The following is a 14,462-nucleotide window of genomic DNA, read 5'->3' on the forward strand; positions in this document are numbered from 1 at the left end:
GGGCGAGAGGCCGCTCAGGCCGCCATCTTGCGCGCGGCGCCGTCGCGCGCCAGCACGGACATCGCCTCGGCCACCAGGCTGGCCGCGTCCTCGGAGCCGGCATCCAGGCAGCAGCGCTCGGCGTGGCTCAGCAGCCGGAGCACGGCGGCCAGGTCGCGTTGCGCCTGGTGGGTCCAGAGGACCGCGGCGATCGGAGTGTCCATGGCGATAAAATACCCGAGATTGCGATGGGGCCGCCGCTTAACATCCTGCGGCCTGCAGGGGCCAGCGGAAACCGCCATCCTCGCGGCACCGCCTCCCGCTGCCCCGCGCTACTGCGGCAGGGCCGGCATGGACGCATTCCAGGACCCTGCCTGCGGCAGCAGGGCGGCCGCCAGCGCCGCGTGGTGCGCCGCCTCGCGCGCGCCGAGCCGCGCGCACTCGGCCTCGATGTAGGAGAGCATCAGCAGGAGCGCCTCCTGGTCGATGCGCAGCTTCTGCTGGAGGGAAGAGGTGTCGGCGGTGGCGGGAGAGGCCATGGAACGCGACCCTGGGGTGAGAGGAAAAGCAGGAGAAGGCGTGTTCACAATCTCGTGATTAAACCATGACGGTGCCGATATCAACAACCAAACCTCCCTGTCGTCAGGCCTTGGCTTGGCCTGGGCGCTCCCCATAGGCTCATGCGAATCCTTCGGAGCGACTCGATGCTGCGTCCCCTGATCCGCATGCTGTCCCTGTTGCCGTTCCTTGCGGCGACGCCCGCCCTGGCCGGGCCGACGCTGGAGGGGGTGAAGGCACGGGGCCAGCTCGTCTGCGGCGTCAACAGCGGGGTGGCGGGGTTCTCCGCGCCCGACAGCCAGGGCAACTATCAGGGGCTGGACGCCGATTTCTGCCGCGCCGTGGCCGCCGCCACGCTGGGCGACGCGGCGAAGGTGCGCTTCGTGCCGACCACCTACCAGACCCGCTTCGTCGCCCTGCAATCGGGCGAGATCGACGTGCTGGCCCGCAACGTCACCCAGACGCTGATGCGCGACACCGCCCTCGGCTTCAACATGGCGGGGGTGAACTTCTACGACGGGCAGGGCTTCGTGGTGACGAAGGCCAGCGGCATCACCGGCGCGAAGCAGCTCGACGGCGCCACGGTCTGCGTGCTGCCCGGCTCGACCAGCGAGCTGAACCTCGGCGATTTCGCCCGGCGCGAGAAGCTGCGCATCCAGCCCGTGGTGCTCGGCTCGATGGACGAGATGACCGCCGCCTACCAGGCCGGCCGCTGCGACGCGATGACCACCGATGCCTCGCAGCTCGCCGCGCTGCGCGTCTCGGCGCTGCGCGAGCCGGCGGCGCATGTCATCCTGCCCGAGCGCATCAGCAAGGAGCCGCTCGGCCCGATGGTGCGGCATGGCGACGAGGAATGGCGCGACATCGTCGCCTGGACGCTGGCGGCGATGGTCGAGGCGGAGGAGCTCGGTGTCGGCCGCGCCAATGTGGAGCAGATGCGCGGCGCGCAGGACCCGAACGTGATGCGCCTGCTCGGCGTGACGCCGGGCTTCGGCAAGGCGCTCGCCCTGCCCGAGGACTGGGCGTACCAGGTGATCCGGCAGGTCGGGAACTATGGCGAGGTGTTCGACCGCACCCTGGGCAAGGGCTCGCCCATCGGGCTGGAGCGCGGCCTGAACGACCTCTGGACGCGTGGCGGGCTGATGTACGCCCTGCCGCTGCGCTGAAGCCGTCCCCTCTTCTTCATCCCGCTTGATTTCGAACAATGACATGGCGTCCGGCGTTCCGCTGTGATGCCATGCGTTCGTGACGCCGCGCGGTTCCCCGCGCGGCGCCCCCAAAGAGAGCAAGGAGGACTTCGCCTATGGCACGAGTGGCCCTCGTCACCGGTGGTCAGCGCGGCATCGGTGCTGCGATCAGCGAGCAGTTGCAGAAGGCCGGCCGCAAGGTAGTCGCCTCCTATGCCGGCAACGACGCCGCCGCGGCAGCCTTCACCGAGCGGACCGGCATCCCCACCGTCAAGTTCGACGTCTCCGACTTCGAGGCGTGCCAGGCGGCGGTGGCCAGGATCGAGGCCGAGCACGGCGCCATCGAGATCCTGGTGAACAACGCCGGCATCACCCGCGACGGGACCATGAAGCGCATGGACCGCAAGATGTGGGACGATGTGATCGACACCAACCTCGGCTCCTGCTTCAACCTCGCCAAGCTGGTGTGGGAGGGGATGACGGCGCGCAAGTTCGGCCGCATCGTCAACATCGGCTCGATCAATGGCCAGGCGGGCCAGTACGGCCAGGTGAACTATGCCGCCGCCAAGTCCGGCATCCACGGCTTCACCAAGGCGCTGGCGCAGGAAGGCGCCCGCGTCGGCATCACCGTCAACGCCATCGCGCCCGGCTATGTGGACACCGAGATGGTGCGCGCCGTGCCGGAGGACGTGCTGCAGAAGATCATCGCGCGGATTCCCGTGGGCCGGCTCGGCCATGCGGAGGATATCGCCCGTGGCGTCTGCTTCCTGACAGCCGATGACGCGGATTTTATCACGGGCTCGACGCTGTCCATCAATGGTGGGCAGCACATGTATTGAGCCGGGCGGGCGGGCCCGGCCCGCCCGCCAGCCTTATGGCGGCAGGGATTTCCGCCGGCCGGCCCGGCACGCGCTCAGCGTGCCGCGGCGCTCTCCCCGTCGCTCATCACGCGATTGACGATCCACGACACAACCGCGACGATGATGGCGCTGAAGAAGGCGGCCCAGAACCCGTCGACGCGCATGCCCGGCATCAGCAGCGCGGTCAGTCCGACCATCGCCGCATTGACCACGAGTGTGAACAGGCCGAGGGTGATGATCGTGAGCGGCAGCGACAGCAGCAGCAACACCGGGCGGATCAGCGCGTTGACGATGCCGAACACGATGGCCGCCAGCACCAGATTGAACGGCCCGGTGAAGCTGATGCCCTCGATGAGCATGTCGGCACACCAGAAAGCGAAAGCGGTGATCAGGGTGCGGGCCAGGAAACCCATGCGAGAACTCCTTGTCGGTTCGCGGGCGGAACGCGGCCGCCTCCACGCAGTTGCCGGGTGATGCGTCGCCCCGTGCCGTCTTGCTGATCCGCGCGTCAGGAGAGGACTGAGGCATGTCGCCCGCTCCGCAGGTCGACTACCGCCGGGTCTACGAGGCATTGCCGGGAAGCTTCCTGCTGCTGTCCGCGGAGCCCTCCCTCCGCATCCTCGCCGCGAGCGAGGAGCATCTCCGCGTCGCCATGGTACAGCGCGAGGCGATACTGGGGCAGCCCTTCTTCGTCGTCTTCACCGACAGCGATCCGCAGGCGCCCGGCATCACCGCGCTGCGCGCCGCGCTCGCCCGCGTGCTGAAGACCGGCGAGCCCGAGCGCCTGCGCCACCTGCGCTACGCGCTGTGGGGGCCGGCGGGGAGCCTCGAGGAGCGCTGGTGGAACATCGCCTGCGTGCCCGTGCGCGACCCGGCCGGGTCGCTGCTGCACATCGTCGTCCAGGCCGAGGATGTCACCGCCGTGGTGCGGGAACGCCAGCACACGCGCGAGACGGTGCGGGGCCTGGAGGAGCGCCTTTCCACCATCTTCAACCAGGACGTCGTCGGCATCGCCTTCGCCGAGCTGAACGGCCGCTACATCGCCGCCAATGAGCGATACTGCGCCATCGTCGGGCGACCCTGGCCGGAGCTGCGGCAGTTCCGCAAGCAGGAGCTGGCCCATCCCGACGACCGGCGCGACGTCGTGGCCGCGCTGGAGCGGGTCAGCCGCTCGGATTCGCTGATCATCGAGCGCCGCTACGTGCGGCCCGATGGCGGCGTGGTGTGGACCAACAGCAGCCTCTCGGTGGCGCATGACGCCGCCGGCGCGCCGGAGATGGTGGTGGCGGTGGTGCAGGACATCAGCGCCCGCAAGGCCACCGAGGCGGCGCTGGAGCGCCGGGTGGAGCGCCGCACCGAGGACCTGCGCGCCGAGATGCTGGAGCGCCAGCGCGCCGAGGCGGCGCTGCGCCAGGCGCAGAAGATGCAGGCGGTGGGCCAGCTCACCGGTGGCATCGCGCACGACTTCAACAACATGCTGACCGGCATCATCGGCTCGATCGACATCATGCGGCGGCGGCTGGACCAGGGCGACACGGTCGCGCTGCGCCGCTACCTGGAAGGCGCCTCCGGCTCCGCCCGGCGCGCCGCGGCGCTGACCAACCGGCTGCTGGCCTTCTCCCGCCAGCACGCGCCGGACAGCCGCCCGCTCGACGTGAACGCGCTGATCGACTCGCTGCAGGAGCTGCTCACCCGCACGCTGGGCGAGCAGGTGGTGCTGCGCGTGCTGCCCGTGCCCGACCTGCCGCTGGCCCGCGCCGATGCCAACCAGCTGGAGAGCGCGCTGCTCAACCTGGTGATCAACGCGCGCGACGCCATGCCGCAGGGCGGCGCCCTGACCATCGAGACAGCCCCCGCCCGGCTGACCGCGCAGGAGGCGCAGCGCCATGCCGAGGCGCGCCCTGGCACCTATGTGCGCATCGCCGTCAGCGACACCGGAATCGGCATGCCGCCGGAGGTGTTGGCGCGTGTCTTCGAGCCGTTCTTCACCACCAAGCCGCCCGGGCAGGGCACCGGGCTGGGGCTGGCGATGATCTACGGCTTCATCCGCCAGTCCGGCGGCTATGTGCGGCTGCACAGCCGCCCCGGCCATGGTTGCCGGGTGGAGCTCTATTTGCCCGTGGCGGAGGAGAGCGTGGCGGACGAGGCGCAGGGCGTGGCGGTGCTGGAGCCGCCCCAGGGCGGCGGCGAGGTGGTGCTGGTGGTGGAGGACGAGCCGGCGGTGCGCCTGCTGGTGACCGATGCGCTGGGCGAGCTGGGCTATGTGACGCGCGAGGCGGCCGATGGCCCGGCGGCGCTGACCCTGCTGACCAGCGACGAGCGGATCGACCTGATGGTGACTGATGTCGGCCTGCCGGGGTTGAACGGGCGCCAACTCTCGGCCCGGGCGCGCGCCACGCGGCCGGAGATGCCGGTGCTGTTCATGACCGGCTACGCCGACAGCGCCTGGATGGAGGAGGGTGGCATGGAGGCGGGCATGGACGTGATCGGCAAGCCCTTCGCCCTCGGCGCGCTGGCGGCCAAGGTGCGCGCCATGCTGGAGGACGCCGCGCCGCGGTAGCGCGCCGCGCCCGGCCCGCCCGCTCAGGCGCCGGCGGGCACCAGCACGCGCCGCCCCGGCGCGCGCGCCGCCGCCGTGGCGGCGGTCCCCTTGGGCATGACGCCGTAGAGCTCCTTGCGCGCCTCGACGATCACCACCCCCGCGAAGCGCGGCGCCAGGGCCCGCCCCGCGCCTTCCCACACCCGCGCGCCGCGCAGCAGCAGCCGCGTCTGGAAGGGCGGGATGAACAGCGCCTTGTCCCGACGCGTCACGGTGTAGAGGTTGCGCTCCAGCAGGCGGGTGAGCTGGCCGGGCGAGTAGGGCCGCCCCTGGCCGAAGGGCGTGCTGTCCAGATGCGCCCAGACGCCGCGCCGGTTGGGCGCCACGATCAGCACCCGCCCCTCGTCCTTCAGCACGCGCCACACCTCGCGCAGCATGCGGCGGGCATTCTCCGAGCCCTCCAGCCCGTGCACCAGCAGCACGTTGTCGAAGCTGAGGTCGGGGAAGGGGAGCGCGCCTTCCTCCACCCGCGCGGCGAGGCCGGGGGCACCGGGCGGCCAGGGCGCCGCGTCCGTCTCGGGCAGGCTGGCGCAGAGCACCCGCGCCGCCTCGTCGCGCCACAGGCGCAGATAGGGCGCGGCATGGCCGAGGCCCAGGAGCTGCCGCCCCGGCAGGGCGGGCCAGATGCGCTGCAGGCGGTCCCGCACCAGGCGCGCGGCAACCCGCCCCGTGGCCGAGGCGTAGAATTCCCGGTACCCATGGAACTCGGCGGGGATGCCGGCGTGGACCTCGTCGCTCATAGGGCTGATATAGGGCCTCGTTCGAGGTGTGACACGTCCCTGAAGCATCCGCCGGGGCGCCGCAAACGAGGAGATCCGCGATGTCCGTGACCGTCCAGGCCGTGCCCTGCCTGTCCGACAACTATGCCTGGATGCTGCGCGACGGCGCCACCGGCACCATCGCGGTCTGCGACCCGGGCGAGGCCGCGCCGGTGATCGAGGCGCTGGAGGCGGCGGGCGGGCGCTGCGACATCATCCTGCTCACCCATCACCATGCCGACCACATCGACGGGGTGGCGGAGATCCGCGCCCGCTACGGCAGCAAGGTGATCGGCGCCGCGGCCGACGCGCACCGCCTGCCGAAGCTCGACCAGGCGGTGCAGCCGGGCGACACGGTGCTGGTGGGCGCCACCGCCGGCACGGTGATCGACAGCCCCGGCCACACCATCGGCCACATCGCCTTCCACTTCCCCGAGGGCGCCGTGCTGCTCTGCGGCGACACGCTGTTCTCGCTCGGCTGCGGCCGGCTGCTGGAAGGCACGGCCGCCGACATGTTCCGCGCCCTCTCGCTGCTGAAGCCGCTGCCGCCGGAGACGCTGGTCTGCTGTGGCCACGAATACACCGCCAGCAACGCCCGCTACGCCCTGACCGTGGAGCCGGACAACGCCGCGCTGCGCGCCCGCGCCGCCGAGGTGGAGGCCGCCCGCGCCGCCGGCCAGCCCACCCTGCCGGTGACGCTGGGCCAGGAGCTGGAGACCAACCCCTTCCTGCGCGCCGGCAGCGTGGAGGCGCTGGCCCGCATCCGCACCGGCAAGGACAATTTCCGCGGCTGAGGCGCGGCGGCGCGGGGGGCTGACGGCGGCGCCGAAGGCGGGCATCCTGCCCCTCGACGCCAGAACTCCGCCGACGCCAGAACACAGGACGCGCCCGCATGAAGCTCTTCCACTCCCCCGCCTCGCCCTTCGTCCGCAAGGTGATGGCCTGCGCCATCCTGCGCGGGCTGGAGGGGCGGATCGAGCCGGTCGCCGCCAACCCGCATGTCAGCCCCGATGTGCTGCTCGCCGCCAACCCGCTGAGCAAGATCCCCGCCCTGCTCACCGACGAGGGCCAGGCGATCTACGACAGCCCGGTGATCTGCGAGTATCTCGACGGGCTGGGCGACGCCGCGCCGCTCTTCCCCGCGCCGGGCCCGAAGCGCATCGCGGCGCTGGTGATGCAGGCCCTGGCCGATGGCATCATGGACGCCGCCGTGGCGCGCCGCGGCAACGAGGGCACGCAGCCGCAGGATGAGGGGCGGCAGGCCTTCTCCGCCCGGCAGAAGGCCGCGGTGGAGCGCTCCCTGGCGGTGCTGGAGCAGGCGCCGCCGCAGGGGCTGGCCGATATCGGCGCCGTCTCCGTGGCCTGCGCGCTGGGCTATCTCGACTTCCGCTTCGCGCATGAGCCGTGGCGCGCGGCGCACCCGAAGCTCGCCGCTTGGTTTGAGGAGGTGGCCGCCAGCCCGGCCATCGCCCGCACCGCGCCGCCCCAGGGCTGAAAGGCCACCGCCCGATGGACCTGCGCGACCCCTCCCTGCCGGCGGCGGCGGTGATCGCGGCGCTCGGCCTCGCGCCCCACCCCGAGGGCGGGCACTACCGCGAGATCTGGCGGGACGCGCCGGCGGCGGGCGGGCGCGGCGCCGGCACCGCCATCTACTTCCTGCTGGCGGCGGGCGAGGCCAGCCACTGGCACCGGGTGGACGCCGCCGAGGCCTGGCACTGGTATGCCGGCGCGCCGCTGCGCCTGCGCCTATCGGCCGATGGCGTGGCGGAGGCGGAGCGCCGCCTCGGCCCCGGCCTCGGTGCCGGGGAGGCGCCCTTCGCCATCGTGCCGGCGGGCCAGTGGCAGGCGGCGGAGAGCCTCGGCGCCTGGACGCTGGCCGGCTGCACGGTCAGCCCCGCCTTCGACTTCGCCGGCTTCACCCTGGCCCCGCCCGGCTGGAGCCCCGGCGGCACAGGGCCGGGTGCCGCGCCATGAGCGAGGCCGAGGCCTGGGATGCCCGCTACCGCGCCGGGGAATGGCTGTTCGGCCAGGCGCCCAACCGCTACCTGGAGACGCTGGCGCCGCGCCTGCGGCCGGGGATGCGCGCCCTGGCACTGGGCGACGGCGAGGGGCGCAACGGCGTCTGGCTCGCCCGCCAGGGCCTGCGCGTGACGGCGGTGGACTGGTCCGCCACCGGCATGGCGCGCGCCGCCGCCCTGGCCGCCGCCGCCGGCGTGGCGCTGGAGACGGCGGTGGCCGACCTCACCGCTTGGCACTGGCCCGAGGCGGAATACGACCTGATCGCCTGGGTGTTCGTGCATCTGCCGGGGCCGGACCGCCGCGCCGTGGCGGCACGCGCCTGCCGCGCCCTGGCGCCGGGCGGGCTGCTGCTGCTGGAGGGCTTCACCCCCGCCCAGCAGGGCCGCCGCAGCGGCGGGCCGAAGGACCCGGACCTGCTCTGGACGCGGGAGGAGGCCGAGGCGCTGTTCGCCGGGCTGGCGGTGCAGGAATGCCTGGAGGGCACGGTGCGGCTGGACGAGGGGCCGCGCCACCAGGGCCCGGCCGAGGTGGTGCGCGGCCTCTGGCGCCGCGCCGCCTAGCCGGGTGGCCGGGGGAGCCTCCCCCGGCCGTGCCGCCGCGTTCAGGCGGCCTCGATGCACATGGCGACGCCCATGCCGCCGCCGATGCACAGCGTGGCCAGCCCCTTCTTCGCGCCGCGCGCCTGCATGCCGTAGAGCAGCGTGGTCAGCACGCGCGCGCCGGAGGCGCCGATCGGGTGGCCCAGCGCGATGGCGCCGCCATGCACGTTCACCTTCGACGTGTCCCAGCCGAGGTCCTTGTTCACCGCGCACGCCTGGGCGGCGAAGGCCTCGTTGGCCTCGATCAGGTCGAGGTCCTGGACGTTCCAGCCGGCCTTCTGCAGCGCCTTGCGGCTGGCCGGGATGGGGCCGGTGCCCATGATGGCCGGGTCGACGCCCGCGGTCGCCCAGGAGGCGATGCGCGCCAGCGGCTTCAGGCCACGCTTCGCCGCCTCGGCCGCTGACATCACCACCAGCGCCGCCGCGCCGTCATTGATGCCCGAGGCATTGCCGGCGGTGACGGAGCCATCCTTGGCGAAGGCCGGGCGCAGCTTGGCCAGGATCTCGCGGCTGGTCTCGGGCTTCGGGTACTCGTCGTTCTCCACCACGGTGTCGCCCTTGCGGCCCTTCACCGTGACGGGGGCGATCTCGGCCCGGAAGGCGCCGCCCTTCATCGCCTCGCCCGCCTTGCGCTGGCTGTTGAAGGCGAACTCGTCCTGCTCGTCGCGGCTGATCTGGTACTTCTGGGCCACGTTCTCGGCGGTGTTGCCCATGTGGTAGCCGTTGAAGGCGTCCCACAGCCCGTCCCGGATCATCGTGTCGATCATCTGGAAGTCGCCCATCTTCACGCCGGCGCGCAGGTTGGCGCAGTGCGGGGCCTGGGTCATGCTCTCCTGCCCGCCGGCGACGACGATGGCGGCATCGCCCGAGGCCACCTGCTGGGCGGCCAGCGCCACGGCGCGCAGGCCCGAGCCGCAGAGCTGGTTGATGCCGAAGGCGGTGGCGCCGGCCGGGATGCCGGCGTTGATGGCGGCCTGGCGGGCCGGGTTCTGCCCGGCGCCGGCGGTCAGGATCTGGCCCATGATGACCTCGTCCACCGCGCCGGCCTCGATGCCCGCGCGCTCCAGCGCCGCCTGGATGGCGATGGTGCCGAGCGCGTGCGCCGGCAGGGCCGCGAAGGCGCCGTTGAAGGCGCCGACCGGTGTCCGCGCGGCGGCGGCGATCACGATATCAGTCATGGCTGGGTAACTCCCCTTGTGTTGGCCGGCCGGCCCTTTGCGGCGCCGCGTTCCGGCGAAGGCCATCGCGCTGTCGGGGCGGGCGTCGGGCGCGCCCGTCCCGCACCGCCGTTCCGGCTTACTGTGCGCCGCGTCATGCCCGGCTTACAAGCCCGCCAGCCATTCCCGCAGCGGCTGCCAGAGCACCGCCTCGGCGCGGCCGCCGGCGGCCATGCCGATATGCCCGGCCGGCACCGGCAGCACCCTGGCGCCCGGCAGCCGCGCCGCCAGCGCCAGGGCTGAGGCGGGCGGCACGATGCGGTCCGCCCCCGGCACGGCGACGAAGCTCGGCACTGCGAGCTCCGCCGGGTCCACCACCGCGCCGGCCACGCGCCAGCGCAGCCCCGCCGGCTCGTTGCGGCCGTACCAGCCGCCCAGCGCCTCGCGCGCCACGGGGGCGGCGAGGGGCACGCCGTCGTTCAGCCAGTCCTCCAGCACGACGAAGCGGTGGGCCCGCTCGCCGGCCGGGTCCATGGAAGCGAAGGCGCGGAACTTGGCGGCGATGTTCCAGGGGTCGAGCCCGGCGAACAGCGTCTGGATCAGGTCCACCGGCAGGGTGCCGGTGGCCTGCAGCACCGGCTCGATGCCGGGCAGCAGGGCGGCGAGCGTCAGCGCCCGCTCGCGCGCCTGCCCGTCGCCGGCGTGGAAGTCCCAGGGCGTGGCGAGCAGGGCGAGGCCGCGCAGCCGCTCCGGCCGGCGCAGCGCCGCGGCCAGGGCCAGCAGCCCGCCCATGCAGTACCCCGCCAGCGCCAGGGGGCCGAGCGGGCGCAGCGCCGGCGCGGCCAGGGCGCGCTCCAGCCGGCCGGCGATGTAGTCGGTGAGGGTGAAGCCGCGCGCCGCCTCGTCGGGCCAGCCCCAGTCGAGCAGCAGCACGCGGGAGCCGCCGGCCGCCAGGGCGCGCAGCATGGAGTGGCCGGGCGCCAGGTCCATCACATAGGCGCGGTTGACCAGGGAGGGCACCACCAGCAGCGGCGGGCCCGCGCCGCCATAGTCGAGCAGGCGGGTCTCCCCCTCCTGCCACAGCACGGGGAGGGAGGGCATCTCGCGTTGCGCGGGGTGGCGGCGATAGGCGGCGAGGCCGGCGATCAGCGCACGGTCCTGCCGCGCCAGCTGCCGCAGCACGGCGGCGCGGAAGCGCTCAGGCGGGTGGCCGCCGGCGACGAGGGCCTCGGCGATCCGGCGCATCTCCAGCCGGCCCGCCCTCGAGATCGGCCAGGCGTCGCTCCAGCTCGGCGATCCGGGCGAGAAGGGTGCGCCCGTCATCGGGTCCAGGCTCAGCGCCGCGCCCATCCCGCGCAGCAGCGCCAGGTTCAGGTGCAGCGGCAGGGGGCGCGGGCCGCGGCGGCGCGGGGTCATCGGCGGGCGGCGCCGCGGCGGCGGGCGGCGGCGGCGGCGCGGGCGGCGGGGATGGCGGGGATGCGGTGGCCTCCCGGCTCCCGCTCCACGATGCGGCCTGGAAGCGGCGTGGCGGCGGGGTGGCGGCGGCGCGCATCCAGGCGGCGCCGAAAGCCGCCCAGGCCGCCCAGCCCTCCGCCAGCTCGCGGTCGGCGGCCAGCGCCGAGATCTCGCTCTGCCACAGCGTGATCCAATCCTCTGCCAACCTCTCCAGTGCCTCAGGCCCGGCCTGGCCGCCGCCGGGCTCTGCCCCGGCGCCGGAAGCCGCGCCGGGCCGCTTCCTTTGCGCGTCGTCCTCGGGGCCTGTCATGGCAAATCCTGTCCTGCGGCGCGCGGCCCGGGGCGGCCCGGGACGTGCCCCCGGGCGTGATCCGGCCCCGTGCCAGGCCGCGCCGGCGGAACATAGCGCCACGGGCGCGCCACGGAAGGGGCGGGGCACCATCCTCCTGTTCGCACTGCATCATGCGCCATGCTAGCGTCGCCGCCACCACATGGCGGGATGGGAGGCGACAATGGCCGAACAGGCAAGGCAGCGCGGCACCGAGGCGGAGGCCAAACCCACGGTAGTCATCAAGAAATACGCCAATCGCCGGCTCTACAACACGGAGGCTTCCTCCTACGTCACGCTCGAGGACCTCGCCGGCATGGTGCGGGAGGGGCGCGACTTCGTCGTCTACGATGCCAAGACGGGCGACGACATCACCCGCGGCGTGCTGACGCAGATCATCGTCGAGGAGGAGGCCAAGGGGCGCAGCCTGCTCCCCACCTCCTTCCTGCGGCAGCTCATCGGCTTCTACGGCGACAGCCTGCAGTCGCTGGTGCCGCGCTACCTGGAATACGCCATGGGCAGCTTCGCCCGGCAGCAGGAGCAGATGCGGGTCTCGGTCGAGCAGGCGATGGGCGGCTTCAACCCCCTGGCCGGGCTGGAGGAGGTGAGCAAGCAGAACATGGCGATGATGGAGCGCGCCATGACGCTGTTCAGCCCCTTCCCGCGCAAGGAGGACTCGGCGCCGTCATCCCGCCCCCCTGCCGAGGAAACCGAGGATGTGGCCGCCCTCAAGGCCGAGTTGCGGCAGTTGCGGCAGCAATTGGCACAGCTGCAAAGGGGCGGTAGCAAGGCCGGATGATAACGCTGAGGTTGCGCTTCTCACGCTGTTGTCAGTCTTCGTAACCCGAAAGGGAACACGCGGCGGCCATTTACTACTTAATAAGGGATGGGATCATTTTTCAGCCTAACAGGGTAGAGCATGGCCGATCTTGAGGCCGGTGCCGTCGCCACGCGCGACGAGCCGGAGGATACCTCCACACAACGCGCCCGGCAGGCTGACCGCCATGTCGGAGCGCGTATCCGTGAACGCCGCCTGATGCTCGGTCTGTCGCAGCAGCAACTGGCCAGCATGATCGGCGTCACCTACCAGCAGGCCCACAAATACGAACGTGGCCTGAACCGTATTTCCGCCGGGCGCCTGTTCGAGATCGCTCTCGTCCTGGCTGTCCCGGTGTCCTGGTTCTTCGAGGGATTGAACGAGGAAGGGGCGGCGCCGCCGCTGGGCGTGCGGCAGCGCATGTGCCTGGAACTGGCCCGCAACTTCGCGCTCATCGACAATGAGCGGCACCAGGAGGCGCTGAGCCAGATGGCCCGTGCCCTCGCGGCCCAGTCTCAGGGCCGTCCGCTGGACTGAGACGCCGCTTGCTTTTGCGAGCCATTCGCAAAAAGCGGGCGACGCCTCCACTGCCTGCCATTATGCTCCGGCCGCGCCCGATAGCGCCGGAGTGCCGCCTTGTCCGCACCATCACCGCCTGCCTCGCTCCCGTCCGCCGCTTTCCGCGGCGGGCGGCGCAGGCTGCTGGCCGCCACGGCGGGCGCGCTGGCCGGTGGCTGGCTGGCCGCCCCGCCCCGCCCTGCGCGTGCCGGGGGGGATCCGCCTCCGCCTGAGGCACCGGGCGCCCGGCGGCACGACTGGACCTTCCGCGCGCAGGAGCGCCCGGCCCGGCTGCTGGGGCCGGACGGTCCCCTCTCGCGGGTCTGGAGCTACAGCGACGCCCTGCTGCCGGTGCTGCGCATCCGCCAGGGCGACGCCATCCGCGCCCGGCTGGAGAACGCCCTGCCGGAGCACACCAGCATCCACTGGCACGGCGTGCGCGTGCCGAACGCGATGGACGGGGTACAGTACCTGACCCAGCCGCCGGTCGGGCCCGGCCAGTCCTTCACCTACGAATTCACCCCGCCCGACACGGGCACCTTCTTCCTGCACCCGCACTGCAACGAGCCGGGGCAGGTGGGGCGCGGCCTCGCCGCCACGCTGGTGGTGGAAGGCGACGAGCCGGAGCCGCCGGACGCCGACATCGTGCTGGCCTGCAAGGACTGGCGCCTGGCGGAGGATGGCACCTGGCTGCCCTTCGAGACGCCGCAGGGCGCCGGGCGCGCCGGCACCTTCGGCACGGTGCGGGCGGTGAACGGGCAGCGCGCCTTCGCCGCCACGGTGCCGGCGCATGGCGATATCCGCCTGCGCCTGCTGAACCTCGACGCCACCCGCACCCTGCTGGCACGGGTGGAGGGGGCGGCGGCGCAGGTCATCGCCATCGACGGCAACGCGGTCGAGCCCTTCGCGCTGGAGCAGTGGCGCTTCGGCCCGGCGATGCGGGTGGATCTCCGCGTGCGCGCCCCCGCCGCCGGCGCGGGCTTCACCCTGTTCGACGACTTCCCGCGCGAGCCCTGGCCGCTGGCCCGCTTCACCGCCGCCCCCTCGGCCCTGGCCGAGCGGCCCTTCGCGCCGCGCCCGCTGCGGGCCGCCCGCGTGCCGCGCGCCGACCTCGCCAAGGCCGAGCGGCTGCCCTTCGCCTTCAGCGCCGCGCCTTTGGGCGCCACTCCGGGCAGCGTGGCCGGGCTGCCGCCGGACGATCCCTTCGCGCGGCTCCTGCTGGATTCGCTCTGCGTCGGCCGCAACACCTTCTGGGCGATCAACAAATCCACCTGGCCAGGCGGCGGGAACCGGCAGCTGCCGCCGCCCCTGGCGGAGCTGAAGGCGGGCCGCTCCTACGTCTTCGAGCTGCACAACACGACGCCGCACCCGCATCCCATCCACCTGCACGGCCACACCTTCGAGGTGCTCTCGCTTTCCCGCCAGGCGCTGCCGCGCTTCCTGGCCGACACGGTGCTGCTGCTGCCGCGCGAGCGGGCCGAGATCGCCTTCGTGGCGGCGCCCGGCCGGTGGATGTTCCACTGCCATGTGCTGGAGCACCTGGAGACCGGCATGATGGGCTGGCTGCGCGTCACCTGAACCGGTGGAA

At 73.0% G+C, this 14,462-nt stretch carries 17 protein-coding genes; 10 read left to right on the plus strand and 7 right to left on the minus strand.

Annotation, left to right across the window (positions count from 1 at the left end):
* Positions 1–14: 14 nt before the first annotated feature.
* Positions 15–203 (minus strand): soj family protein, encoded by a 189-nt coding sequence (locus ACFOY6_RS10860; RefSeq protein ID WP_109516872.1) that lies wholly within the window; start codon positions 201–203, stop codon positions 15–17.
* Positions 204–311: 108 nt separating this feature from the next.
* Complete coding sequence (locus ACFOY6_RS10865) at positions 312–518, minus strand: hypothetical protein (RefSeq protein WP_109516873.1); 207 nt, start codon at positions 516–518, stop codon at positions 312–314.
* A 165-nt stretch (positions 519–683) separates the two neighbouring features.
* Here ACFOY6_RS10865 and ACFOY6_RS10870 point away from each other — a divergent pair, with 165 nt between their 5' ends.
* On the plus strand, positions 684–1,703 hold the full coding sequence (locus tag ACFOY6_RS10870) for an amino acid ABC transporter substrate-binding protein (RefSeq protein WP_379650667.1): 1,020 nt from the start codon (positions 684–686) through the stop codon (positions 1,701–1,703).
* A 137-nt stretch (positions 1,704–1,840) separates the two neighbouring features.
* Positions 1,841–2,563, plus strand: a complete 723-nt coding sequence (phbB, locus tag ACFOY6_RS10875; RefSeq protein WP_109516875.1) for an acetoacetyl-CoA reductase — start codon at positions 1,841–1,843, stop codon at positions 2,561–2,563.
* Between the two features lie 74 nt (positions 2,564–2,637).
* On the opposite strand, the gene ACFOY6_RS10880 is transcribed toward phbB, so the two are convergent.
* Positions 2,638–2,997, minus strand: coding sequence for a phage holin family protein (locus tag ACFOY6_RS10880; RefSeq protein ID WP_109516876.1), 360 nt, complete (start codon positions 2,995–2,997; stop codon positions 2,638–2,640).
* Between the two features lie 113 nt (positions 2,998–3,110).
* Between ACFOY6_RS10880 and ACFOY6_RS10885 the strand changes: the two genes are divergently transcribed.
* Positions 3,111–5,144 (plus strand): ATP-binding protein, encoded by a 2,034-nt coding sequence (locus ACFOY6_RS10885; RefSeq protein WP_379650669.1) that lies wholly within the window; start codon positions 3,111–3,113, stop codon positions 5,142–5,144.
* 23 nt (positions 5,145–5,167) lie between these two features.
* On the opposite strand, the gene ACFOY6_RS10890 is transcribed toward ACFOY6_RS10885, so the two are convergent.
* Positions 5,168–5,923, minus strand: a complete 756-nt coding sequence (locus ACFOY6_RS10890) for a class I SAM-dependent methyltransferase (RefSeq protein ID WP_109516878.1) — start codon at positions 5,921–5,923, stop codon at positions 5,168–5,170.
* Positions 5,924–6,003: 80 nt separating this feature from the next.
* On the opposite strand from ACFOY6_RS10890, the gene gloB reads away from it, so the two are divergent.
* The 4 genes from gloB to ACFOY6_RS10910 all read left to right on the plus strand — a co-directional run bounded on the left by gloB (position 6,004) and on the right by ACFOY6_RS10910 (position 8,520).
* Positions 6,004–6,735 (plus strand): hydroxyacylglutathione hydrolase, encoded by a 732-nt coding sequence (gloB, locus tag ACFOY6_RS10895; RefSeq protein ID WP_379632826.1) that lies wholly within the window; start codon positions 6,004–6,006, stop codon positions 6,733–6,735.
* Positions 6,736–6,833: 98 nt separating this feature from the next.
* Entirely contained in the window at positions 6,834–7,436 is a 603-nt protein-coding gene (locus ACFOY6_RS10900; RefSeq protein ID WP_109516880.1) for a glutathione S-transferase N-terminal domain-containing protein, read from the plus strand.
* 14 nt (positions 7,437–7,450) lie between these two features.
* Positions 7,451–7,915 (plus strand): cupin domain-containing protein, encoded by a 465-nt coding sequence (locus ACFOY6_RS10905; protein ID WP_379632828.1) that lies wholly within the window; start codon positions 7,451–7,453, stop codon positions 7,913–7,915.
* Complete coding sequence (locus ACFOY6_RS10910; protein ID WP_379650671.1) at positions 7,912–8,520, plus strand: class I SAM-dependent methyltransferase; 609 nt, start codon at positions 7,912–7,914, stop codon at positions 8,518–8,520. Before ACFOY6_RS10905 ends, ACFOY6_RS10910 begins: the two co-directional genes overlap by 4 nt.
* A 41-nt stretch (positions 8,521–8,561) precedes the next feature.
* Here the strand turns inward: ACFOY6_RS10910 and ACFOY6_RS10915 are convergent, their stop codons facing one another.
* The 3 genes from ACFOY6_RS10915 to ACFOY6_RS10925 all read right to left on the minus strand — a co-directional run bounded on the left by ACFOY6_RS10915 (position 8,562) and on the right by ACFOY6_RS10925 (position 11,353).
* Positions 8,562–9,737 (minus strand): acetyl-CoA C-acetyltransferase, encoded by a 1,176-nt coding sequence (locus ACFOY6_RS10915; protein WP_109516883.1) that lies wholly within the window; start codon positions 9,735–9,737, stop codon positions 8,562–8,564.
* Between the two features lie 144 nt (positions 9,738–9,881).
* The gene (locus ACFOY6_RS10920; protein ID WP_109516884.1) at positions 9,882–11,132 is read right to left on the minus strand and encodes an alpha/beta fold hydrolase; all 1,251 of its coding nucleotides are present in this window, start codon (positions 11,130–11,132) and stop codon (positions 9,882–9,884) included.
* Positions 11,129–11,353, minus strand: a complete 225-nt coding sequence (locus tag ACFOY6_RS10925; RefSeq protein WP_379650674.1) for a hypothetical protein — start codon at positions 11,351–11,353, stop codon at positions 11,129–11,131. Before ACFOY6_RS10925 ends, ACFOY6_RS10920 begins: the two co-directional genes overlap by 4 nt.
* A gap of 330 nt (positions 11,354–11,683) precedes the next feature.
* On the opposite strand from ACFOY6_RS10925, the gene phaR reads away from it, so the two are divergent.
* The 3 genes from phaR to ACFOY6_RS10940 all read left to right on the plus strand — a co-directional run bounded on the left by phaR (position 11,684) and on the right by ACFOY6_RS10940 (position 14,452).
* Entirely contained in the window at positions 11,684–12,298 is a 615-nt protein-coding gene (gene phaR / locus ACFOY6_RS10930; protein WP_109516885.1) for a polyhydroxyalkanoate synthesis repressor PhaR, read from the plus strand.
* 120 nt (positions 12,299–12,418) lie between these two features.
* Positions 12,419–12,853, plus strand: a complete 435-nt coding sequence (locus tag ACFOY6_RS10935; protein WP_109516886.1) for a helix-turn-helix domain-containing protein — start codon at positions 12,419–12,421, stop codon at positions 12,851–12,853.
* A gap of 99 nt (positions 12,854–12,952) precedes the next feature.
* Complete coding sequence (locus ACFOY6_RS10940; RefSeq protein ID WP_379650676.1) at positions 12,953–14,452, plus strand: multicopper oxidase family protein; 1,500 nt, start codon at positions 12,953–12,955, stop codon at positions 14,450–14,452.
* Positions 14,453–14,462 lie beyond the last annotated feature (10 nt).

The sequence above is a fragment of the Teichococcus aestuarii genome (assembly GCF_042651065.1).
Taxonomy (GTDB): Bacteria; Pseudomonadota; Alphaproteobacteria; order Acetobacterales; family Acetobacteraceae; genus Pseudoroseomonas; species Pseudoroseomonas aestuarii.